Annotated in this window: 21 protein-coding genes (1 of these 21 running past the window's edge); 7 read left to right on the forward strand and 14 right to left on the reverse strand. The window is 65.6% G+C overall.

Annotation, left to right across the window (positions count from 1 at the left end; genetic code table 11):
• Positions 1–88 precede the first annotated feature (88 nt).
• Complete coding sequence (locus ACXAD2_RS12610; protein WP_475170455.1) at positions 89–688, forward strand: DsbA family protein; 600 nt, start codon at positions 89–91, stop codon at positions 686–688.
• A gap of 62 nt (positions 689–750) precedes the next feature.
• On the opposite strand, the gene plsY is transcribed toward ACXAD2_RS12610, so the two are convergent.
• The 6 genes from plsY to ACXAD2_RS12640 all read right to left on the reverse strand — a co-directional run bounded on the left by plsY (position 751) and on the right by ACXAD2_RS12640 (position 6,115).
• A complete protein-coding gene (gene plsY, locus ACXAD2_RS12615) occupies positions 751–1,362 on the reverse strand; it encodes a glycerol-3-phosphate 1-O-acyltransferase PlsY (RefSeq protein WP_475170460.1) in 612 nt (203 codons plus the stop codon).
• Position 1,363: 1 nt separating this feature from the next.
• Positions 1,364–2,653: a dihydroorotase gene (gene pyrC, locus ACXAD2_RS12620; RefSeq protein ID WP_475170463.1), complete on the reverse strand. Its 1,290-nt coding sequence runs from the start codon at positions 2,651–2,653 to the stop codon at positions 1,364–1,366.
• 57 nt (positions 2,654–2,710) lie between these two features.
• Positions 2,711–3,253 carry an aspartate carbamoyltransferase catalytic subunit gene (locus ACXAD2_RS12625; RefSeq protein ID WP_164180164.1) on the reverse strand — a complete coding sequence of 181 codons (543 nt, stop codon included), beginning with the start codon at positions 3,251–3,253 and terminating at the stop codon, positions 2,711–2,713.
• 17 nt (positions 3,254–3,270) lie between these two features.
• Positions 3,271–4,221, reverse strand: a complete 951-nt coding sequence (locus tag ACXAD2_RS12630) for an aspartate carbamoyltransferase catalytic subunit (protein WP_475170467.1) — start codon at positions 4,219–4,221, stop codon at positions 3,271–3,273.
• A 128-nt stretch (positions 4,222–4,349) separates the two neighbouring features.
• Entirely contained in the window at positions 4,350–4,907 is a 558-nt protein-coding gene (rsmD, locus tag ACXAD2_RS12635) for a 16S rRNA (guanine(966)-N(2))-methyltransferase RsmD (protein ID WP_066103957.1), read from the reverse strand.
• On the reverse strand, positions 4,904–6,115 hold the full coding sequence (locus ACXAD2_RS12640; RefSeq protein ID WP_475170471.1) for an NAD(P)/FAD-dependent oxidoreductase: 1,212 nt from the start codon (positions 6,113–6,115) through the stop codon (positions 4,904–4,906). Before ACXAD2_RS12640 ends, rsmD begins: the two co-directional genes overlap by 4 nt.
• A gap of 83 nt (positions 6,116–6,198) precedes the next feature.
• Between ACXAD2_RS12640 and ACXAD2_RS12645 the strand changes: the two genes are divergently transcribed.
• Positions 6,199–6,687: a peroxiredoxin gene (locus tag ACXAD2_RS12645; RefSeq protein ID WP_224905709.1), complete on the forward strand. Its 489-nt coding sequence runs from the start codon at positions 6,199–6,201 to the stop codon at positions 6,685–6,687.
• Between the two features lie 171 nt (positions 6,688–6,858).
• Here ACXAD2_RS12645 and ACXAD2_RS12650 read toward each other — a convergent pair whose 3' ends face one another.
• The 6 genes from ACXAD2_RS12650 to ACXAD2_RS12675 all read right to left on the reverse strand — a co-directional run bounded on the left by ACXAD2_RS12650 (position 6,859) and on the right by ACXAD2_RS12675 (position 12,824).
• Positions 6,859–7,149, reverse strand: a complete 291-nt coding sequence (locus ACXAD2_RS12650; RefSeq protein ID WP_066103965.1) for a 4a-hydroxytetrahydrobiopterin dehydratase — start codon at positions 7,147–7,149, stop codon at positions 6,859–6,861.
• Positions 7,146–8,357: a GNAT family N-acetyltransferase gene (locus ACXAD2_RS12655; protein WP_475170474.1), complete on the reverse strand. Its 1,212-nt coding sequence runs from the start codon at positions 8,355–8,357 to the stop codon at positions 7,146–7,148. Before ACXAD2_RS12655 ends, ACXAD2_RS12650 begins: the two co-directional genes overlap by 4 nt.
• A 68-nt stretch (positions 8,358–8,425) precedes the next feature.
• The gene (locus ACXAD2_RS12660) at positions 8,426–9,181 is read right to left on the reverse strand and encodes a glycerophosphodiester phosphodiesterase family protein (protein ID WP_475170477.1); all 756 of its coding nucleotides are present in this window, start codon (positions 9,179–9,181) and stop codon (positions 8,426–8,428) included.
• Positions 9,181–9,642, reverse strand: a complete 462-nt coding sequence (locus ACXAD2_RS12665; protein WP_066103973.1) for a RidA family protein — start codon at positions 9,640–9,642, stop codon at positions 9,181–9,183. Before ACXAD2_RS12665 ends, ACXAD2_RS12660 begins: the two co-directional genes overlap by 1 nt.
• Positions 9,643–9,786: 144 nt before the next feature.
• Complete coding sequence (locus ACXAD2_RS12670) at positions 9,787–11,094, reverse strand: HlyD family type I secretion periplasmic adaptor subunit (RefSeq protein ID WP_475170480.1); 1,308 nt, start codon at positions 11,092–11,094, stop codon at positions 9,787–9,789.
• Entirely contained in the window at positions 11,094–12,824 is a 1,731-nt protein-coding gene (locus ACXAD2_RS12675; RefSeq protein WP_224905703.1) for a type I secretion system permease/ATPase, read from the reverse strand. Before ACXAD2_RS12675 ends, ACXAD2_RS12670 begins: the two co-directional genes overlap by 1 nt.
• Positions 12,825–12,964: 140 nt before the next feature.
• Between ACXAD2_RS12675 and ACXAD2_RS12680 the strand changes: the two genes are divergently transcribed.
• A complete protein-coding gene (locus ACXAD2_RS12680) occupies positions 12,965–13,771 on the forward strand; it encodes an MlaA family lipoprotein (RefSeq protein WP_224905701.1) in 807 nt (268 codons plus the stop codon).
• Positions 13,771–14,370, forward strand: a complete 600-nt coding sequence (locus ACXAD2_RS12685) for an MlaC/ttg2D family ABC transporter substrate-binding protein (protein ID WP_475170484.1) — start codon at positions 13,771–13,773, stop codon at positions 14,368–14,370. Before ACXAD2_RS12680 ends, ACXAD2_RS12685 begins: the two co-directional genes overlap by 1 nt.
• Before the next feature lie 5 nt (positions 14,371–14,375).
• Here the strand turns inward: ACXAD2_RS12685 and ACXAD2_RS12690 are convergent, their stop codons facing one another.
• The gene (locus ACXAD2_RS12690; RefSeq protein WP_224905699.1) at positions 14,376–14,666 is read right to left on the reverse strand and encodes a hypothetical protein; all 291 of its coding nucleotides are present in this window, start codon (positions 14,664–14,666) and stop codon (positions 14,376–14,378) included.
• A gap of 284 nt (positions 14,667–14,950) precedes the next feature.
• On the opposite strand from ACXAD2_RS12690, the gene clpB reads away from it, so the two are divergent.
• Positions 14,951–17,566 carry an ATP-dependent chaperone ClpB gene (gene clpB, locus ACXAD2_RS12695; protein WP_475170488.1) on the forward strand — a complete coding sequence of 872 codons (2,616 nt, stop codon included), beginning with the start codon at positions 14,951–14,953 and terminating at the stop codon, positions 17,564–17,566.
• 102 nt (positions 17,567–17,668) lie between these two features.
• Here the strand turns inward: clpB and ACXAD2_RS12700 are convergent, their stop codons facing one another.
• Positions 17,669–18,154, reverse strand: coding sequence for a fasciclin domain-containing protein (locus ACXAD2_RS12700; protein ID WP_157374036.1), 486 nt, complete (start codon positions 18,152–18,154; stop codon positions 17,669–17,671).
• Positions 18,155–18,521: 367 nt separating this feature from the next.
• Here ACXAD2_RS12700 and ACXAD2_RS12705 point away from each other — a divergent pair, with 367 nt between their 5' ends.
• A complete protein-coding gene (locus ACXAD2_RS12705) occupies positions 18,522–20,015 on the forward strand; it encodes an FMN-binding glutamate synthase family protein (RefSeq protein ID WP_164180184.1) in 1,494 nt (497 codons plus the stop codon).
• A gap of 83 nt (positions 20,016–20,098) precedes the next feature.
• On the forward strand, positions 20,099–20,565 hold the 5' portion of the coding sequence (gene msrP / locus ACXAD2_RS12710) for a protein-methionine-sulfoxide reductase catalytic subunit MsrP (protein ID WP_475170494.1). It continues 436 nt past the right edge of the window; 467 of the gene's 903 nt are visible here — the first part of the coding sequence; its start codon is at positions 20,099–20,101; the stop codon falls past the right edge of the window.

Here is a 20,565-nt window from a genome sequence, read left to right on the forward strand (position 1 = left end):
CGTTACGGAATGACAAATTCGTGACGTTGCGGTCGCCTTAACACGCAGTTAGCGTGGGGCAAAGATACAGGGGAGGGCATGTGACGCCATGGCACGAATTGATTACTACTTTTCCATGTTGTCGCCGTTCGCCTATCTGGCCGGGCCGCGGTTCGAGGAGATCGCCAAGGCGCATGGAGCCGAGGTGGTCTACAAGCCGTTCGACATCATGGCGCTGTTTCCGCGCACCGGCGGCGCGCCGCTCGGGCAGCGGCACCCGTCGCGGATCGACTACCGCAATGTGGACCTGCCGCGTCAGGCGAAAAAGGCGGGCATGCCGCTGAACCTCAAGCCGATGTTCTGGCCGACCAATGCGGCGCCCTCGTCCTATGCGATCATCGCGGCGTCCAAGGCGGGCGGCGGAAACGTCGGCGGGCTGATCCAGAGCCTGCTGCAGGCCAGCTGGGCGGAAGAAAAGGACATTGCCGAGGATGAGGTGATCCGCGCCGCGCTCGAAGAGAATGGCTTCGATCCGTCGCTCGCCGACAGCGGCCTGCTGGTCGGGGCCGAGACCTATGCCGCCAACCTCGAAGACGCGGTGAGCGCCGGAGTCTTCGGTTCGCCGTTCTGGATCACCGCAGAGGGCGAGAAGTTCTGGGGGCAGGACCGGCTCGAGGATCTGGACCTGCACCTGAGCGGAAAGCTCTAAAAAAGCATCACGTCAGGACCACGGCCCGGCCTGCAGCCGGGCTGCATCACCTCGGAGCGGGCTCAGCCCTTCTGGCCGATCTTCGACTCGGTGCCCTTGCGGATGCGGTCGATGTTCTCGCGGTGACGCCAGAAGATCAGTGCGGTCAGCACCAGAGTCAGCGCGGTCATCTGGGTCTCGGCAAAGAGCGCCATCCAGACCGTCGACAGCAGCGCCGCCACCAGTGCGCCGACCGACGAGATGCGCGACATCGCGGCCCCGGCCAGCCATGTGGCGCAGGTGATCAGCCCCACCGGCCAGTGCAGCGCCAGCACCAGGCCGATGAAGGTCGCGACGCCCTTGCCGCCCTTGAACTTCAGCCAGACCGGATAGCAATGGCCCAGAAACGCCGTGAGGCCCGCCAGCTGCGCCGCATCCTCGCCCGCCAACCAGCGCGCCAGCAGCACCGCCACCGCGCCCTTGCCGCCGTCGAGGATCAGCGTGCCTACCGCCGCCGCTTTGTTGCCGGTGCGCAGCACATTGGTCGCGCCGATATTGCCCGAGCCGATCGAGCGCAGATCGCCGAGGTTCATCGCCCGGGTCAGCAGCAGGCCGAAGGGGATCGAGCCAAGCAGGTAGCCCAACACGGCCCAGAGGCTCAGCACGGGGACCGAAGAGGTGATCTCGGGCAGCATGTCAGGCGCTCCAGACAGGGGTTCCGGCGACGAGTGTCTGCAGCACCTTGCCCTGCAGCCGCGCCCCGTCAAAGGGGGTATTCTTGGATTTCGACTGCAGCTTGAAGCGGTCGAGGATGAACGGCTTGTCGGCGTCGAAGATCACCAGATCGGCGGGTGCGCCCGCGCTCAGACGACCGCAGTCCAGCCCAAGCCGCTTGGCGGGGTTCAGGGACAGGCCACGGAACAGCACCGGCAGATCGACTTCGCCCGAATGGTAGAGCCGCAGCAGCACCGGCAGCATGGTCTCCAGACCCACCGCGCCAGAGGCGGCCTCCTCGAAGGGCAGGCGTTTCGATTCCTCGTCCTGCGGCGTGTGGAACGAGCCGATCACGTCGATCAAGCCGGTGCGCAGCGCCTCGAGCACCGCCTGCCGGTCGTCCTCGGCGCGCAGCGGCGGCTTGACCTTGAAGAAGGTGCGGTAGTCGGCCACGTCCATCTCGTTGAGCGTGAGGTGGTGCATCGAGATGCCCGCCGTCACGTCGAACCCGTTGTTCTTGGCGCGCTCCAGCGCGGGCAGGGCGCGGGCGGTGGTGATCTGATCGGCGTGGTAGCGCACGCCGGTCATCTCGACGAGTGCGATGTCGCGGTCCAGCCCCATGCGCTCGGCCATCGGCGAGACAGACGGCAGCCCGCGCAGCGAGGCGAATTTCCCCGAGCTGGCGGCGGCACCTTTCGACAGGATCGGCTCTTGCGGATGCGCCATGACCAGCGCCCCCAGCGAGCGGGCGTAGCTCATCGCCCGCGACAGCACCTTGGTGTCGCGCACCACATGGTCGCAATCGGTGAAGGCCACGGCGCCCGCGTCGAGCAGGAAGCCAAGTTCAGTCATCTCGCGGCCTTCACGGCCCTTGGTCAGCGCCGCCATGGGCAGCACATTGACCGGCGCGGTCTCATTGGCGCGGCGGCGGATGAATTCCAGCACCTCGGGCGTGTCGATCGCCGGAGAGGTGTCGGGCCGGGTGATGATGGTGGTCACGCCGCCCGCGGCGGCGGCCATGCCCGCGGTCTTGAAGCTTTCCTTGTGGCGCTCGCCCGGCTCGCCGACCTTCACCCCCAGATCGACGATCCCCGGCGCCACATGCGCGCCGCCAAGGTCCTGCGCCTCGGTCTTTTCGATCAGCTGGGCGATCTCGTCGGCGGAGGTCAGCACCGCCTTGATCTTGCCCCCCGAGAGCAGCAGCGCGCCTTCGGTGACGGCACCGGCCTCCGGGTCGATCAGCCGGGCGTTGTAAAGCAGCGTGTCTTTCATTCCTTGCCTCCGGGCGGCGGGGTGTCGTTTGTGGCGGGCGCGGCGATCACGGCAGGATCAGCCAGCCCGGAAGAGGGCGGCGAGCAGCAGCAGCGCGAGGACGCCGAGCCCGATCAGAAGGTAGGTGAGGCCGCGGTTGCGCGGCGCGGTCTCGGGGCCGGGCCGGGACGTGCGGCCACGGGCGGAGGCGCTGCGCAGCGCCGGGCCGCGCGGGCTGGCCTTCACCTCGGAGAATGTGCCGATCCAGCGCAGCGGCGTCGCGATGCTGAGGTCCTGCGTCACATGATCGAAGGCTTGGCTGGGCAGGATCACCACATGCCCCTTCAGCGCGTCGATGCGCGGACGCATCTGGGCGAAAGCGTCGCCGGTCAGCTGATGCGCCTCGGCCAGATAGCGCGAGAGCGGCATCTCCCCGAGATCGCGGATCGACACCACATCGACGAAGGCGCTGCGCAGTTGCCGCGCGCCAAGCGCGTATTGCAGCGGCCACTCGCCGGTGCCCGCCTGCGTGGTGAAGCGCTCGACCGCCTCTGGCGGCAGGTCGAGGTGGAAAAGCCGCACCACGTCGCTTTCAGAGCCGTTGATATGCATCTTGGTCATGCCGCGCCGCGCCCCGCTCAGATCGCCAGTTCGCTGGGCCGCGCGCGCAGGTTGCGGGCCAGAAGGTCCATCGCCGCCATGCGCACGGCGACGCCCATTTCCACCTGCTCTTGGATGACCGAGCGGTTGATGTCGTCGGCGATGGTGCCGTCGATCTCGACGCCGCGGTTCATCGGGCCGGGGTGCATGACGATGGCGTCGGGCTTGGCATGGGCCAGCTTCTCGGCATCCAGCCCCCAGCGGTGGTAATACTCGCGCTCGGACGGGATGAAACCGCCGTCCATCCGCTCTTTCTGAAGGCGCAGCATCATCACCACGTCCACATCCTTCAGCCCCTCGGCCATGTCGTCATAGACCTCGGCACCGAAGTCGGCGATCCCCGAGGGCATTAGCGTCGACGGGCCCACAAGCCGGATGCGGTTCTCCATCTTGTGCAGCAGCAGCAGGTTCGACCGCGCCACGCGCGAATGCGCAATGTCGCCGCAGATCGCGATGTTCAGCCGGTGCAGACGGCCCTTCGCACGGCGGATGGTCAGCGCGTCCAGCAGCGCCTGCGTCGGGTGCTCGTGCCGCCCGTCGCCGGCGTTGATCACCGCGCAGTTCACCTTCTGCGCCAGCAGGTCCACCGCGCCGGAATGCGGGTGGCGCACCACCAGCAGATCGGGGTGCATGGCGTTGAGCGTCAGCGCCGTGTCGATCAGCGTCTCGCCCTTCTTGATCGAACTGGCCTGCATCGACATGTTCATCACATCCGCCCCGAGCCGCTTGCCCGCCAGTTCGAAACTGGACTGGGTGCGGGTGGAGTTTTCAAAGAACATGTTGATCTGGGTGAGCCCGGCCAGCGCGTTCGCATGCTTGTCGCGCGCGCGCGACAGGGTCACATAGCGCTCGGCCAGATCGAGCAGCGTGGTAATCTCGTCGGGATGAAGGGGCTCGATGCCCAGAAGGTGGCGCTGGTCGAAACGCATGGAACGGCTCCCCTGAAGTTGCCGCGGTTATAGAAACGCACGGCCCGCGCGACAAGTGGTCGCGAGCGGGCGGCAGGTGGCCGCGCATTGACGGGCCGTGGCGGCGCGCCGCTGGGATCCGTTTGAGATCAGGGCGCTTCGAGCAGGGTCACCGTGGTGTCGCCATAGCGCCGGGTGTCGAGCGGCGCAAAGCCCTCCGGCGCGTCCTGCGGGCTGCTTTCCTCCCAGACGATCAGCGCGCCCGGCGCCAGCCAGCCCTGCGCCCGCGCCGCCTCGAGCGCCTTTGCGCCAAGGTTCAGCCCATAGGGCGGATCGAGAAACACCAGCGTCGCCTGCGTTTCGGCGGGCGGCAGGCGGGTGGCGTTGCAGGACATCAGCCGGGCGCGGTCCGCGCAGCCCAGCAGGCGGATGTTCTGCTTGATCAGCTTCTGCGCGATACGCCCGTCGTCGACCAGCGTGGCCGAAGCCGCGCCGCGCGACAGCGCCTCGAAGCTCAGCGCCCCGGTGCCGGCGAAAAGATCGAGCACCACCGCCTCTTCGAAGGGCTCGCCGAAGCGCCCACCCCCCAGCATGTTGAACAGGCTCTCGCGCACGCGGTCGGTGGTCGGGCGCAGATGCGCGCCCGGATCGCCCTTGCCGACGGCGGTGAGCGGGCGGCCGCGCCAGTCTCCGGCGATGATCCTCATGCCTTAAGCAGCGCCTTGAGGTCGCTCCCCGCATCCGCCACGACCTCGGGATCGGCGTTTTTGCCCGCCTCGATCAGCCGCTTGCCGACCATATAGGCACGCGGATCGTTCATCGCGTCGAGCGCGATCAGCTGGCCTTCGCGGTAATACCAATGCGACACCGGCCCTTCGCCGCCATCGCGCACCACCACCTTGTCGTAGCCCGCGTTCAGCCCGGCGATCTGCAGCTTTACGTCGTACTGATCGGACCAGAACCAAGGCTTGGGCTGATAGGGCGCTTCGGCCCCCATGATGTTGTCCGCCACCGCCTCGGCCTGATCGATGGCATTGCCAACGCTCTCAAGCCGGATTTGCGCCGCGCCATGGGGGAAAGAGGCACAATCCCCCGCCGCCCAGACATGCGGGGCAGAGCAGCGGCCCAAGGCATCGGTGCGGATGCCGTTGACGTTCTCGATCCCGGCGGCCTCGGCCACCGCGGTTTCGGGCAGGATGCCGACCCCGGCGATGACAAAATCCACCGGCAGCGAAGAGCCATCGGTCAGCTCGGCGCTGGTGACCTTGCCGTCCTCACCCAGCAGCTTGCCAAGGCCGACGCCCTCGCGAATATCGACGCCGCGCGCGGTGTGCAGGGCGCGGAACCAGTCGGAGGTTTCGGGCGCGGCGACGCGTTGCAGGATGCGCTCGGCCATCTCCACCAGCGTGACGTGAAGACCCAGCTTGGCGGCCACCGCCGCCGCCTCGAGCCCGATGTAGCCGCCGCCGACGATCAGCACGCGGGCGCCTTCGGTGAAGCGCGGACGCATGGCGTCCACATCGGCGATGCCGCGCACCAAGCAGACACCGTCCAGATCGCCGCCGATCGCGGCGGGCAGGCGGCGCGGCGCCGAGCCGGTGCAGAACACCAGATCGTCATAGGCGATCTCGCGGCCCCCGGCGATCACATGGCGCGCCTCGGTGTCCACCGACACCGCCGGCTCGCCCAGCATCAGCGTGATCTTCTGATCGTCGTAGAAGGCGCGCGGGCGCAGATACAGCCGGTCCTTCTCCATCTCGCCCAGCAGATAGGCTTTGGACAGCGGCGGGCGCTGGTAGGGCGGCTCGCTCTCGGCGCCGATCATGGTGATCTCGCCGTCAAAGCCCTTGCCGCGCAGCCGGGCCACCAGCGAGGCGGCGGCCTGACCCGCACCGATCACTACAACATGCCCCATCCCGGCCTCCGTTTCCGCTTTCCCATGGTCGCGCGGACCCTATATGGCGAACACAGGAAAACGCAATCTATGGAGAGACGCGCATGGCGCCATCCGCAGGAGACATGTTGCCCGAGGCGACACTGGTTCAGCTGGGCGAGGCCGGACCGGAGCCGGTCGATCTGGCGGCGAAACTCAAGGGCCGCAAGGTGGTGATCTTCGGGCTGCCGGGCGCGTTTACGCCGACCTGCTCGTCGGCGCATGTCCCGAGCTTCATCCGCACCAAGGACGGGTTCGACGCCAAGGGCGTGGACGAGATCATCTGCGTGTCGGTCAACGATCCCTTCGTGATGAAGGTCTGGGGCGAAAGCACCGGCGCGACCGAGGCGGGGCTGACCATGCTGGCCGATCCCGAATGCGCCTTCACCAGCGCCATCGACATGGAGTTCAGCGCGCCGCCCGCCGGGCTGATCCGCCGCTCGAAGCGCTATGCGATGTATGTCGAGGACGGCAAGGTCGTGGTGTTCCACGAAGAGACCGGGCGCGGCACCTGCGAGATCTCGGGCGGCGAGGCGCTGCTGGCGGCGATCTGACCCAATCCTCCGGCGGCATCCTTTGTGGCGCCGCCGGATATGCGTATTTTTAAAGAGAAGAAGCGAGAATGGGTCTCACCATCGGGTCTTCTTCTCTTTCCAAATACGCAAATCCCCAGCCCTCCGGCGCGCCCATGCGCCGGGAGGCCGGGCGGGATGCTCAGAGGATGCTCAGAGCGTGTCGAGCTTGCGCGCCAGCTTTGCGTCGAGCGAGCTAAGGCCGCCGACGTCATGGGTGGTGAGCTTCACTTCCACGGTCTTGTAGACATTGCGCCAGTCGGGATGGTGGTTCCATTTCTCGGCCCAGAGCGCGGCGCGGGTCATCCATGAGAACGCTTCGGTGAAATCGCCGAACTCATAGGTCTTGCACAGCGTGTCTTCCGCCTCGTTCATCTCCCAGCCGTTCTCGAGCAGCGGGGCCAGCATGGTGGCGCGGCCGGTGTCGGAGAGTTTCTCTGTCATTGGGTGTCCTTCCCGTGGTCTTTCCGGAACGGGCCGTAGGCGGTGAGAACTTCGATGTCCTCGTCCACGGCGCGTGCCTCGGCCTCCAGATAGTGCGCCACGGCGCGGGCAAACCCCTTGTCGGGGAACCAATGCAGCGAATGGGTCTGGCTGGGCAGATATCCGCGCGCCAGCTTGTGTTCGCCCTGCGCCCCGGCCTCCACCCGCCCGAGACCGTGGGCGATGGCGAAGTCGATGGCCTGATAGTAGCACGCCTCGAAATGCAGGCAGGGGTGATGTTCGGTGCAGCCCCAGTAGCGTCCGAAGAGCGCGTCGCGGCCAATGAAATTCAGCGCGCCGGCGACCGGCATCCCGTCGCGCTCGCAGATCACCAGCGCCACATCCTCGCGCATGGTCTCATGCAGCTCGTCAAAGAAGGCGCGGGTCAGATAGGGCGTGCCCCATTTGCGCCCGCCCGTGTCCTGATAGAATTCCCAGAAGGCATCCCAGTGCTCGGGCGCGATCTCGTCGCCGGTGAGAATGCGGATGCGGCCGCCGAACTCCTGCGCCCGCGCGCGCTCTTTGCGGATCGCCTTGCGCTTGCGCGAGCTGAGATCGGCGAGGAACCCGTCGAAATCCGCGTAATCCCTGTTGAGCCAGTGGAACTGCTGGGTGACGCGGCGCAGCAGACCCATGCGCTCGCCAGCCACCGCCTCGCCCTCGGTGCAGAAGGTGATGTGCAGCGAGCTCAGATCATTATCGGCGGTCAGTTGCACCGCGCCCTGCACCAGCGCCATCATGCCCTCGGCCTCATGCCCCGGACGGGTGAGGAAGCGCCGCCCGGTGGCGGGGGTGAAGGGCACGGCGATCTGCAGCTTGGGATAATAGTCGCCGCCCGCCTGCTCGTAGGCATGGGCGAAACTGTGGTCGAAGATATACTCGCCCTGACTGTGGCCCTTGGCATAGAGCGGCGCCACGGCGATCAGCCGCCCGGCCTTTTCGGCGGCGAGATAGCGCGGCTCCCAGCCGGTGCCGCGCCCGACCGAGCCGGAGCGTTCCAGCGCGCGCAGGAAGCGCCAGGTTGTGAAAGGATCGTCCGGGCGCCCACCGTTGGCCGCCTCGGGGCAGGCGCAGGCGTCCCAGTCGCTTTGAGCAATCTGGTCGAGCGAGCTCAGCACGTTGACGGCGATGGTCTCGCCAGCTGTCTCGTTGGGACTCTGGTCGGTCATGCGGAGATCTTTGGCCCTGTCATCACCGGGCAGTATCTGATCCCGGCGGGGCCGGGATCAAGACACGCTCACGCGAGATACTGCTCGAAGGTCACGTTCTGGGCCACCTTGCGGGCCTCTGCCTCCTGCTCGGGCGTGCGGATGGTCCAGCACAGGATGCTGGCGCCTGCCTCTTTGAGCTCCGCCACGCGCGGACTGGCGAGATCGCGCCAACCGTGGCTGATGAAACAGGCACCGGTGCGGGTGTAATCGGGGATGGCGCGCAGCTCTTCGAGCCGCCAGCCCGGCACGCCGGACCAATCCTCGGGATCGAAGGCGTCGGTGGTCAGCCCGCGCGGCAGCTGCGGCGCGAGCCGCGCCATACGGGCGATGGAATGGGGGTTGAAGGACATCACCGCCACCGGGCCGTCATATCCTTTCAGCGCATCGGCGGTGGCGTTCTCCAACGGCCCCACATCGGCACCGAGCGCCCCATCCTGATCCTTGATCTCGATGAGCAGCGGCACGCGCCCGGCGACGAGATCCAGCACCTCGCTCAGCGTCGGAATGCCCTCCTCGCCGCCCTTAAGGCGCAGCGCCGCAAGCTCGGACGCATCGCGCGCCCCTACGAGCCCGCGTGCCCCGGTGAGCCGCTCCAACCGCTCGTCGTGAAACACCATGGCGACGCCATCGGACGAGAGCTGCAGGTCGATCTCGATGCCATAGCCCTGTTCGATGGCCGCCGAGATGGCGGCGCGGGAGTTCTCGGGGCGGCCCGCCGCGAGATCATGCAGGGCACGATGCGCGATGGGCCGATCGAGGAACGCGGCGGGCAGGCCGGTCATCAGGCGAGCTCGAAGATCGCTTCGATCTCGACGGCGACACCCATGGGCAGCGCGCCCGCGGAGACCGCCGAGCGGGCGTGTTTTCCAGCATCGCCGAAGACCGCGACCATCAGGTCCGAGGCGCCGTTGATGACTTTGGGCTGCTCGGTGAACTCGGGGGTGGAGTTCACGAAACCGACCAGCTTCACCACGCGCTTGAGCTTCGACAGATCGCCGCCGCAGGCCGCCTTGGCCTGGGCGATCAGCGACAGGGCGCAGCGCTGGGCGGCCTTGGCACCGGCCTCGACATCCAGCGTGTCGCCGATCTTGCCGGTGATCAGGCCGTTTTCATCCATGCTGATCTGGCCGGAGACATAGAGCATGGTGCCGCTCTGCACATAAGGCACGTAGTTGGCGGCGGGGGCGGGCGCGTCGGGCAGCGTCAGGCCAAGCTCTGCAAGGCGGGCGGTGATATCGGTCATTGGAGCCTCCGTGTGATCTGTTCGGGAGATCTGCCCGAAAGATCGGTGCGTGTGATCTGCGGCGGACGCTAGACCCACGGCAGCTCAAAGAAAAGGGGCCGCGTCCCGAAGACAGCGGCCCCTTCCAAGCTTTATGTGCGAGACTTATTCGCGGAACGCCTTGGAGAAGTAATCGGTGAACGGTTTCACCAAATAGGCGAGCGGCGTGCGGTCCGCGGTGCGCAGGAAGGCCTCTACCGGCATCCCCGGGACGAGGTTGGTGCCTTCGGGCAGGCGGTCGATCTGGCCTTCGTCGAGCATGATCTCGGCGCGGTAGAAGCTGGCCGAGGTGTTCTCGTCGGTGAAGGAGTTGGCCGAGATCTGCGTCACCGTGCCCAAGGTCTCGGGCGTGCGGCGCTGGTCGAGCGCCGAGAAGCGCAGCGTCACCTCTTGCCCGACGTGCACCTGATCGATGTGGATCGGCGGCACCTGCGCGGTGATCACCAGCGGGCGGTCCTGCGGAATGAGGTAGAGCACCGGGTCCGCGGCGCGGATCACCGAACGCGGGGCGAAGACGGTCAGCCCGTAGACCACGCCGCTCACAGGCGCGCGGATTTCCATCCGCTTGAGCTTTTCGAGCAGGGCAGAGCGCTGTTCGGCAAGCTCGCGCTCGCGGTACTGCATGTCGCGCAGCTGGGTGATCGCCTCTTCGCGGCGGGTGGTGGCGAGCTTCAGCACCTCGATGTCGATCTCGGTCATCCGGCCTTCGGACTGCGCCTTCTGCGCCGTCAGATCGCCGACCTCGCCCGACAGCCGCGCCTCTTCGCGCTGCAGGGCGAGCACGCGGCTGGCCTGCGCAAGACCGCGGTCGAGCAGCGATTTCTGATCGTTCAGCTCTTCTTCGATGAGCGACAGCTGGCTGTTCAGCGCGGTCTGCTGCGCGTCGAGCCCCTCGACCTGATTCACGATCTGATCGCGGCGCTTGGTCAGCTGCTCGGATTCGCGGTTCATCAACTCGAGACGGGCGAAGAACAGGTTGCGCTGACCTTCGATCAGCTCCTGCACCTCGTCGTCATATTCGGCCACCTTGAGCAGCGTCTCGTCGAAAGTCAGCTCCTCGGAGCCGTCGCGTTCCGCCTGCAGTCGGGCACGGCGGGCGACCAGTTCGAAATACTGCCCTTCGACGATGTTCAACTCGGACTGCAGCAGCGTCGGATCGAGCTTGATCAGCACATCGCCAGCCTCAACCACATCGCCCTCGTCGACGACGATCTCTTCGACCACACCACCATCGGGGTGCTGCACGACCTGACGGTTGCGTTCGACCTGAATCTGGCCCCCGGCGACGATGGCGCCGGAAATATTGGTTGTGGCCGCCCAGGTGCCAAAGCCCCCGACGAGGATCAGCAGGGCGATAAGGCCCAGCATGAGCGGTTTCTTGAGCGGGAAGCGCTTGTCGGTCTCTTGCGACATTAGCGGACACCTCCGGGCCCGGCGTGCCGGGTGATCTGTTCGTGGTTCTTGACCTGCGCGCGCAGCACCTCGTCCTTCGGACCATAGGCGACGCGGGCCCCATGCTCGAGCATCAGCAGCATGTCGCATTCGCGGATCGCGGCAGGGCGGTGGGCCATGATGATGACCGATTTGCCCTCTTCCTTGAGGCGTCGGATCGCGGCGTTGACCGCTTCGCTGCCCTCATTGTCGAGGTTCGAGTTGGGCTCGTCGAGTACGAGGATCACCGGATCGCCATACATCGCACGGGCAAGGCCGATGCGCTGCATCTGACCGCCCGACAGCCGCCCGCCGGTGGCGGTGACACGGGTGTCGTAGCCCTTGGGCAGCTTGAGGATCATCTCATGCGCGTCGGCCTTCTTGGCCGCCTCGACGATCTTCTCGGGGTCGGGCTGGTCGGCAAGACGGGCGATGTTCTCGGCGATGGTGCCGTCGAACAGGCTGACCCGCTGCGGCAGGTAACCGATGTGCTTGCCCAGATCCTCGTCATATTGATCGAGCGTCGCGCCATCGAGACGGATGCGCCCGCCAGCGGGGCGCCAGACCCCGGTGATCGCGCGCGCCAGCGTCGATTTGCCAGCGCCGGACGAGCCGATCACGCCGACCGCATGGCCCGGCTGAAGATCGAAAGAGACCAGACGCAGGGCGGCCTGCTGCTCTCCCGGCGGCACCACGGTAAGCTGCTGAACCTCGAGCAGGGCGCGCGGCTTGGGCAGCGGCGTGCGGGCGGGCTCGGGGGGCATCTCGCCGAGCAGTTCCGACAGGTTGTCCCAGCCTTTGCGGGCGCGGGTGACCATCGGCCACTGGCCAATCGCCAGCTCGATGGGGGCAAGCGCGCGGCCCATCAGGATCGAGCCTGCGATCATCGCACCGGCGGTCAGCTCGTTCTGCAGCACCAGATAGGCACCAAGACCCAGCATCGCCGACTGCAGCAGCATGCGGAAGCTCTTGGTCATCGTGGTGAAGGTGCCGACGAGGTCATTGGTCGAGATCTGGCCGTTCAGCGCCTCCGAGCGGGCGCGGTCCCAGCGGCGGAACGCGGCCCCGCGCATCCCCATGGCCTGCACCGTCTCGGCGTCGAGCCGGATCTGCTCCGAGGTCTGCTCGGCGGCCAGCACTGCGCGGTTGGATTTCAGCGTCGGCGCGCGGCTCAGCATCTGGTTGGCGATGGTGATGATCACCAGCACCACGCCGCCAGCAATGGCAAGGAACCCGAGCCACGGGTGGAAAACGAAGATGCCCGCGATGAACAGCGGCGTCCAAGGCAGATCGAACAGGGCCATCAGCACCGGCGAGGCCATGAACCGCTGCACCGCCTCAAGATCCTTGAGGCCGGTGGCGGCCAATTCGTCCATTTTTACCGACGAGCGCCGAATCACGGCATCGAAGACGCGCATGTCGAGCGCCGCCTGAAAGCGCGCGGCAACTCGTGCCATCACGCGCCCGCGGGCGTAGTCGAGCACGCCCATCATGCCGTAGAGAAACACCACAAGTGCGGTCAGGGCCAGCAGCGTCGCTTCGGACCGCGAGCCAAGCACCCGATCATAGACCTGAAGCATGTAAAGCGGACCCGTCAGCATCAACATGTTGACGAAGAAACTGAAAACACCAACGAACCAAAAATAGGGCCGACTTTGCTTGCGGGCGGCTGCAAGTTCATCAGCTCCAGCAGATTTTATTCTATTTTGCATGAGCGCTATTCCGCTCTCCGTTTGTCTGTATTTCGTCTGCGACGTGGTTGCTCAAAAATATCCATGTCGCTCTCTTGCCACGCCTGAGGCACATGCCGATTGTCCGCTTGGGTTGGACACCTTTTCCAATTACCTAGATCTTGTACATCAAGATTCGGTTTTTCCTAATGACAATTCCACCGACGGGCGGCTGCGCCTCGTTGCTGCGCGCCTTTGCTGCGTTGGCGCTTATAACGGGATTCGCGGCCTGTGCGACACCCGGTCCGGGCGAGTCGCCCGATGGCATCTTCGATCCGCAAGAACCTGCCAACCGCCGCGTCCACGCGTTTAACAAGAAAATCTATTCCGGCCTTTCCGGTAAAGGCGACGGCGGAATGATTTCGTCGCTTCCGCAGCCGGTTAAATCCGGCGTGGTCAATTTCTCCGACACGGTCGCTTTGCCGCAGACCGTGGTGAACCAGATTTTGCAGGGTCGCTTGCTGCGCGCCTCGCGAAACACACTTCGCTTTTCCGTGAACGCGACGCTGGGAATCGCCGGGCTGATGGATGTCGCCAGCCCCATGGGCCTGCCCGAAGATCGCAGCAATTTTGGCGAAACACTGTTCGTTTGGGGCTTTCCCGAGGGCGCCTACATGGAGCTTCCGGTGCTCGGCCCCTCGACCGAGCGCGAGACGGTTGGCCTCTTCGTCGACTTTTTCACCGATCCGTTTGCCTATGTGCTTCCCTCGCCGCAACGCTATGTTCGCTACGGCGCCCGTCTGGGCGAACTGGCGATCAAGCGCAGCGACTATGGCGACGCGATCGACGCGGTTCTTACCGGCAGCGCCGACAGCTACGCGCAGGCCCGGGTGATCTGGCTCGAGAAACGCCGTCACGAACTGGGCGACGACAGCATAGAGGGTGCGGGGTTCATCGACCCCGAAGCCTTGGATACGGAGGGATTTTGATGAGTTATTTCGCGAGCCGCCGCAGCTTCCTCAGCCATGGGCTGGCGCTCTCGGGGCTGGCGCTGCTGCCCGGCGCGGCGCTGGCCGCCAGCGCGGCGCAGGCCGAGCAATTGGTGCAGGGGCTGGTCGGCGACGTGAACGCGGTGATCGCCTCGGGCGCCTCCGAGTCGGCGATGATTGCGCAGTTCGAACGCATCTTCGGGCGCTATGGCGACATGCCCTATATCGCGGCCTATGTGATGGGCGCCGACGGGCGGCGCGCCACCGGGGCGCAGAAGAAAGCCTTCACCGCGGCGTTCCAAGGCTATGCCGCGCGCAAATACGGCAAGCAGTTCCGCCAGTTCGTCGGCAGCGAGATCACCGTCTCCGGCACGCAGAAGGTCAAGAACGCCTATCAGGTGGCCACAGTCGCCAAGCTGCGCGGGCAGTCGCCCTTCGAGGTGACCTTCTTCGTCGGCGAGAAATCCGGGCGGTTCTACAATATGTACGTCGAGGGCGTGAACATGCTGCTCACCGAACGGACCGAGATCGGCGCCATGCTCGACCGGCGACGGGGCGACATCGACGCGATGATCGCCGACCTGCGCAAAGCGGGCTGAGCGCCTTAGCGGCGCTTGCGGGTGCTTAGCGGCAGCGTTCTGGCGAAGGTCAGCCGCTGCGCACCGCCGCGAAACTCCGGCATGCGCAGCAGCAGCCGGATCGCCGCGATCAGCGCGGGCCGCTGCGCCTGCGGCGCGCCGAGCAGCGAGACCCGCAGCCGCCCATCCTGAGAGACCAGCGAGACGCTGCCGCCGGGCGGGCCGATGGTATCGGGATCGGTGCCATCGCAGAGCCGGGCGGCAGCGCCCCGTTCCATCGGCTCGAAACCGTCGAATTCGACGCGGTCCACATGCATTTCTTGCATCCTTCTAAAGGTCGGTCTGTCAATGCGCTGTCTCTGGGCGGTCTATTGTCGCGCAGCGTCATGCTCTTCGGGCCAACATGCGGCAAAGATGTTAAACATCGGTGTCAGGCCATTGCAGGGGGCGGGCGAGGGGCGCACCCCGGCGTTTTTTCCATGCCGATGTTCTTGAACCGTTCATGCGCTGCGCCCATCTCTACTCCGAGGCCCGATACCGCTCCGTGCTGCCTGGCAGGCGGGGCAAATCCCAGACGGGCGCTTGTGGAAGGAGAGACGTGATGAACTTGGAGAAGTTCACTGAAAGGTCGCGTGGGTTCATTCAAGCCGCGCAGACCATCGCTATGCGGGAAGGCCATCAGCGGCTGGTTCCCGAACACCTGCTGAAGGCCCTGATGGACGATGACCAGGGGCTGGCCAGCAACCTGATCACCCGGGCCGGCGGTTCGCCGCAGCGGGTGGTGGAAACCCTCGATCAGAAACTCGCGAAACAGCCGAAGGTCTCGGGCGACGCCGGTCAGGTGTATCTCAATTCGGCCACCGGGCGCGTGCTCGACGAGGCCGAGAAGATCGCGAAGAAGGCGGGCGACAGCTTTGTTCCCGTCGAGCGTGTCCTCATGGCTCTCGCCATCGAGCGCAGCGGCGCCAAGGAGGCGCTGGAGGCTGGCGCGGTCACGCCGCAGAAGCTGAACGAGGCGATCAACGACATTCGCAAGGGCCGCACGGCGGACAGCGCCAATGCCGAAGAGGGTTATGACGCCCTCAAGAAGTATGCGCGCGATCTGACCGAAGCCGCCGAACAGGGCAAGATCGACCCGATCATTGGCCGTGACGACGAGATCCGCCGCTCGATGCAGGTGCTCTCGCGCCGCACCAAGAACAACCCGGTGCTGATCGGTGAGCCCGGCGTGGGTAAAACCGCGATTGCCGAAGGTCTTGCGCTGCGCATCGTCAATGGCGACGTGCCCGAAAGCCTGCGCAACAAGCGGCTGATGGCGCTCGACATGGGGGCGCTGATCGCCGGTGCGAAGTACCGCGGCGAATTCGAAGAGCGGCTGAAGGCCATCCTGAAGGAGATCGAGACCGCCGCTGGCGAGATCATCCTTTTCATCGACGAGATGCACACGCTTGTCGGCGCGGGCAAGGCGGACGGGGCGATGGATGCCTCGAACCTGCTGAAACCGGCGCTGGCCCGCGGCGAGTTGCACTGCGTCGGCGCCACCACGCTCGACGAGTACCGCAAGCACGTGGAAAAAGACCCGGCCCTCGCACGCCGCTTCCAGCCGGTGATGGTGCAGGAGCCCACGGTCGAGGACACGATCTCGATCCTGCGCGGCATCAAGGAGAAATACGAGCTGCACCACGGCGTGCGAATCTCGGACTCTTCGCTTGTGGCCGCGGCGACGCTCTCGCACCGTTACATCACCGACCGCTTCCTGCCCGACAAGGCGATCGACCTCATGGATGAGGCCGCTTCCCGCCTGCGCATGGAAGTGGACAGCAAGCCCGAAGAGCTTGACCAGATCGACCGCAACATCCTGCAGATGCAGATCGAGGTCGAGGCGCTGAAGCTCGAGGATGATGCTGCCTCGAAGGACCGGCTCGAGAAGCTCGAGAAGGAACTGGCCGAGCAGGAAGAGCGCTCTGCCGAGATGACCGCCAAATGGCAGGCCGAACGCGACAAGCTGGCCTCGGCGCGGGACGTCAAGGAACAGCTCGACCGGATGCGCGCCGATCTGGAGATCGCCAAGCGCGAGGGCAACTTCGCCAAGGCCGGGGAACTGCAGTACGGCAAGATCCCCGAGCTCGAGCAGAAACTCGAGCAGGCCGAGAAGGGCGAAGGCGATGTCATGGTCGAAGAGGCCGTGCGTCCCGAGCAGATCGCCGAGGTGGTCGAGCGCTGGACGGGCATCCCGACCTCGAAAATGCTCGAGGGCGAGCGCGAAAAACTGCTGCGCATGGAAGATGGTCTGCACAAGCGGGTCGTCGGCCAGAGCCAGGCGGTGCGTGCCGTGGCCAACGCGGTGCGCCGCGCACGGGCCGGGCTCAACGATGAGAACCGTCCGCTCGGCTCGTTCCTGTTCCTCGGGCCGACCGGTGTGGGTAAAACCGAGCTGACCAAGGCCGTGGCCGAGTTCCTCTTTGACGACGACAGCGCGATGGTTCGCATCGACATGTCCGAGTTCATGGAGAAACACGCGGTCGCCCGTCTGATCGGCGCGCCTCCGGGCTACGTCGGCTATGACGAAGGCGGTGTGCTGACCGAGGCCGTGCGGCGGCGCCCCTATCAGGTGGTGCTGTTCGACGAGGTCGAGAAGGCGCACCCGGATGTGTTCAACGTGCTGTTGCAGGTGCTTGACGATGGTGTGCTGACCGATGGTCAGGGCCGGACCGTGGACTTCAAGCAGACGCTGATCGTGCTGACCTCGAACCTCGGCTCGCAGGCGCTCAGCCAGCTGCCGGAAGGTGCCGACAGCGGCGCGGCCAAGCGTGACGTGATGGATGCGGTTCGGGCGCACTTCCGCCCCGAGTTCCTCAACCGTCTCGACGAGACGATCATCTTCGATCGGCTCAAGCGCGAGGACATGGACGGCATCGTCGAGATCCAGCTTGCGCGGCTGCTCAAGCGTCTGGCGAACCGCAAGGTCACTCTTACGCTCGACGCGGACGCCAAGAAGTGGCTGGCCGAAGAAGGCTACGATCCGGTCTTCGGGGCGCGTCCGCTCAAGCGGGTGATCCAGCGCGCGCTGCAGGATCCGCTGGCCGAGATGATCCTCGGCGGCGACATCCACGACGGCGACACGGTGCCGGTAAGCGCCGGGGCCGACGGGCTGATCATCGGCGACAAGATCGGTGCCAGCAACCGGCCCCGTCCCGACGACGCCGTGGTGCACTGAACAGCGCCCTATATATAATGTGAGAAAGGCCCGCCGATCCGGCGGGCCTTTTTCCTGTTCGCGGGGCCGAGCGGGTCATCCCGCCCGGCCGCTCCGGTCAGATCACTCGGGCATCAGCACGCCGTCGATGACGTGGATCACGCCGTTCGAGGCTTCGATGTCGGCTTTGGTGACGCTCACGCCGTCCACGGTCACGCCGTCCGAGGTCATGATCTCAAGGCTCTCGCCCTGCACGGTCTCGGCCATCATGCCGTCTTCGAGGTCCGTCGACATCACTTTGCCCGGCACCACGTGGTAGGTGAGGATGTCGGTCAGCTTGTCCTTGTTCTCTTCCATCAGAAGCTCGTCCACGGTGCCCTCGGGCAGTGCGTCAAAGGCTTCGTCGGTGGGGGCGAACACGGTGAACGGGCCTTCGCCGGTCAGCGTGTCCACAAGGCCAGCCGCCTCGGCTGCGGCCAGAAGGGTCGAGAAGTCACCGGCTTCCTGCGCGGTCTCGACGATGTTCTTCTCCATGTGGTGATCGGCCAGAGCCGGGCCGGCGATCAGGGCTGCGGTGGTGGTGAGAGCAATGGAAGTCATGCGGATCATTGTGAAGTCCTCCTTCATCAGGTGAATGTACCAAGGATTACGGGGGCTTCTCGCAGACGGATCAGCCTGAAATCCGCGTGAGCCGGGCTTGCCGGAGCGCGGGTCGGGGCTATTGCAGCGCCCGAAATCGGGCAAATCCGGGCGATCTGGTCGAGCCTGCGTGAGAACATGTCAGCACCTCGTGAATGATCTGGCGCGGTTTTCGCCTGATCCCGCACTGATCGCCACCTGATCCCAGGCGAAGCTGCGGCGCTAACAGTGCTCGAGCCCGCTCACTCCTGCCTTGCCGTGGCGACATCGCCTTGTAACCATGCCAAGCGACAAACCCGGCAATCTACGCAATCACACGACAACGCAGAGGCACTTCATGGGCGCGGCAATGTATATCCTGCAGGTTCTGGCACTGGTCTTTCTGGTGGCCATCGGTCTTGCAGTGCTGGCGGTGGTCTTGCTCTACCTGATCGACACCACCCAGACCGGCGACGCAATCCGGCGCAACTACCCGGTGATCGGCCGCTTTCGGGGCTGGTTCAGCAAGCTCGGCGAATTCTTCCGGCAGTACTTCTTTGCCATGGACCGCGAGGAGATGCCCTTCAACCGGGCGCAGCGCGACTGGGTCTACCATGCCACCAAGGGCAAGGATAACACCGTCGCCTTCGGCTCCACCCGCAATCTCAACATCCCCGGCACGCCGATCTTCGTGAACGCGGTCTTCCCGCCGCTCGACGATCAGTTCTCGGCGACCGAGCCCATGGTGATCGGCCCGATGGCCAAAGTGCCCTTCGTGGCGCGCTCGATCTTCAACATCTCGGGCATGAGCTATGGCGCGATCTCGCGCCCGGCGGTCGAGGCGCTCAGCCGCGGGGCCGCCGCGGCGGGGGTCTGGCTCAACACCGGCGAGGGCGGGCTGGCCCCGTTTCACGAGCTTGGCGCCTGCGATCTCGTCTATCAGATCGGCACCGCCAAATTTGGCATCCGCGACGAGCACGGCAATATCGACGACGCCAAGCTGGCGGCGGTGGGCGCGCGTCCGCAGGTGAAGATGTTCGAACTGAAACTCGCCCAAGGTGCCAAGCCCGGCAAGGGCGGCATCCTACCGGGCGAGAAGGTCAACGCAGAGATCGCCGCGATCCGCGGCCTCAAGGTGGGCCAGCCCGGCATCTCGCCGAACCGCCACCGCGAGATCGACACTTTCGAAGACCTGCTCGACATGATCGTCCACATCCGCCGCGTCTCGGGCAAGCCGGTGGGCTTCAAGACGGTGATCGGCTCCTCCGACGAATGGGAGCGCATGTTCCAGCTGATCGTCGAGCGCGGGCCGGAAAGCGCGCCCGACTTCATCACCATCGACGGCGGCGAGGGTGGCACCGGGGCCGCGCCCATGCCGCTTATCGATCTTGTCGGCATGCCGATCCGCGAGGCGCTGCCGCGCATCGTCGATCTGCGCGACCGCTACGGCCTGAAGGAGCGCATCCGCATCGTCGCCGCGGGCAAGCTGGTGAACCCGGCGGATGTGGCTTGGGCGATCTGCCTCGGCGCGGATTTTGTCACCTCGGCGCGCGGCTTCATGTTCTCCATGGGCTGCATTCAGGCGCTGAAGTGCAACCGCAACACCTGCCCGACCGGCATCACCACCCATGATCCGCGGCTGCAAAAGGGCCTCGTGGTCGAGGACAAATACATGAAGGTCGCCAATTACGCCAAAGCGGTGATCAAAGAGGTCGAGACCATCGCCCATTCGGTCGGCGTGTCGGAGCCGCGGCAGATGCGCCGCCGCCATGTGCGCATCGTGCAGGCCGACGGCAGCTCGATCCCCTTCTCGAAACTGCGCCCAAGTTACAGAGGAGACACCGCAACGTGAGATCGCTTGGTTTGGTGGATCGGCGGATTGCCGCTACCTTTGCTGAAACCCGGATACCCACACCCGTATGAAGGAGGATACCCATGGCGTTCCGCTGGAAAGGCGATCTCAAGGATCATCACGTTACCGACGAGTCGCTGTGGCTGAATCGCCGACAGATCATCGGTGGGGCAGGGGGGCTGGCGCTGGCCGGTCTCGCGGGCCGCGCCCATGCGGCGGAAGGGCTCGAGCCCAACAGCTGGGAAGAGATCACCAGCTACAACAATTACTATGAGTTCGGCACCGACAAGGGCGATCCCAAGAAATACGCCGATGCGCTGACCACCGAGCCGTGGTCGGTCACCATCGATGGCATGGTCGACAAGCCCGGCACCTACGCGCTCGAAGACATTCTCTCGCAGATGAGTATCGAAGAGCGCATCTACCGCTTCCGCTGTGTCGAGGCGTGGTCGATGGTCGTGCCGTGGAACGGGTTCGAACTGGCCGACCTGCTGAACATGGCTGGCGTGCAATCCGGGGCGAAATACGTCGCCTTCGAGACGGCGCTGCG

It is taken from the genome of Salipiger sp. ABN3_019 (genome assembly GCF_056158605.1).

What these genes read in the sequence shown, in the direction of transcription:
- ACXAD2_RS12610 (WP_475170455.1), top strand. Translation starts at nt 89, where the DNA reads ATGGCACGAATTGATTACTACTTTTCCATGTTGTCGCCGTTCGCCTAT.
- plsY (WP_475170460.1), bottom strand. Translation starts at nt 1,362, where the DNA reads ATGCTGCCCGAGATCACCTCTTCGGTCCCCGTGCTGAGCCTCTGGGCC.
- pyrC (WP_475170463.1), bottom strand. Translation starts at nt 2,653, where the DNA reads ATGAAAGACACGCTGCTTTACAACGCCCGGCTGATCGACCCGGAGGCC.
- ACXAD2_RS12625 (WP_164180164.1), bottom strand. Translation starts at nt 3,253, where the DNA reads ATGACCAAGATGCATATCAACGGCTCTGAAAGCGACGTGGTGCGGCTT.
- ACXAD2_RS12630 (WP_475170467.1), bottom strand. Translation starts at nt 4,221, where the DNA reads ATGCGTTTCGACCAGCGCCACCTTCTGGGCATCGAGCCCCTTCATCCC.
- rsmD (WP_066103957.1), bottom strand. Translation starts at nt 4,907, where the DNA reads ATGAGGATCATCGCCGGAGACTGGCGCGGCCGCCCGCTCACCGCCGTC.
- ACXAD2_RS12640 (WP_475170471.1), bottom strand. Translation starts at nt 6,115, where the DNA reads ATGGGGCATGTTGTAGTGATCGGTGCGGGTCAGGCCGCCGCCTCGCTG.
- ACXAD2_RS12645 (WP_224905709.1), top strand. Translation starts at nt 6,199, where the DNA reads ATGGCGCCATCCGCAGGAGACATGTTGCCCGAGGCGACACTGGTTCAG.
- ACXAD2_RS12650 (WP_066103965.1), bottom strand. Translation starts at nt 7,149, where the DNA reads ATGACAGAGAAACTCTCCGACACCGGCCGCGCCACCATGCTGGCCCCG.
- ACXAD2_RS12655 (WP_475170474.1), bottom strand. Translation starts at nt 8,357, where the DNA reads ATGACCGACCAGAGTCCCAACGAGACAGCTGGCGAGACCATCGCCGTC.
- ACXAD2_RS12660 (WP_475170477.1), bottom strand. Translation starts at nt 9,181, where the DNA reads ATGACCGGCCTGCCCGCCGCGTTCCTCGATCGGCCCATCGCGCATCGT.
- ACXAD2_RS12665 (WP_066103973.1), bottom strand. Translation starts at nt 9,642, where the DNA reads ATGACCGATATCACCGCCCGCCTTGCAGAGCTTGGCCTGACGCTGCCC.
- ACXAD2_RS12670 (WP_475170480.1), bottom strand. Translation starts at nt 11,094, where the DNA reads ATGTCGCAAGAGACCGACAAGCGCTTCCCGCTCAAGAAACCGCTCATG.
- ACXAD2_RS12675 (WP_224905703.1), bottom strand. Translation starts at nt 12,824, where the DNA reads ATGCAAAATAGAATAAAATCTGCTGGAGCTGATGAACTTGCAGCCGCC.
- ACXAD2_RS12685 (WP_475170484.1), top strand. Translation starts at nt 13,771, where the DNA reads ATGAGTTATTTCGCGAGCCGCCGCAGCTTCCTCAGCCATGGGCTGGCG.
- ACXAD2_RS12690 (WP_224905699.1), bottom strand. Translation starts at nt 14,666, where the DNA reads ATGCATGTGGACCGCGTCGAATTCGACGGTTTCGAGCCGATGGAACGG.
- clpB (WP_475170488.1), top strand. Translation starts at nt 14,951, where the DNA reads ATGAACTTGGAGAAGTTCACTGAAAGGTCGCGTGGGTTCATTCAAGCC.
- ACXAD2_RS12700 (WP_157374036.1), bottom strand. Translation starts at nt 18,154, where the DNA reads ATGATCCGCATGACTTCCATTGCTCTCACCACCACCGCAGCCCTGATC.
- ACXAD2_RS12705 (WP_164180184.1), top strand. Translation starts at nt 18,522, where the DNA reads ATGGGCGCGGCAATGTATATCCTGCAGGTTCTGGCACTGGTCTTTCTG.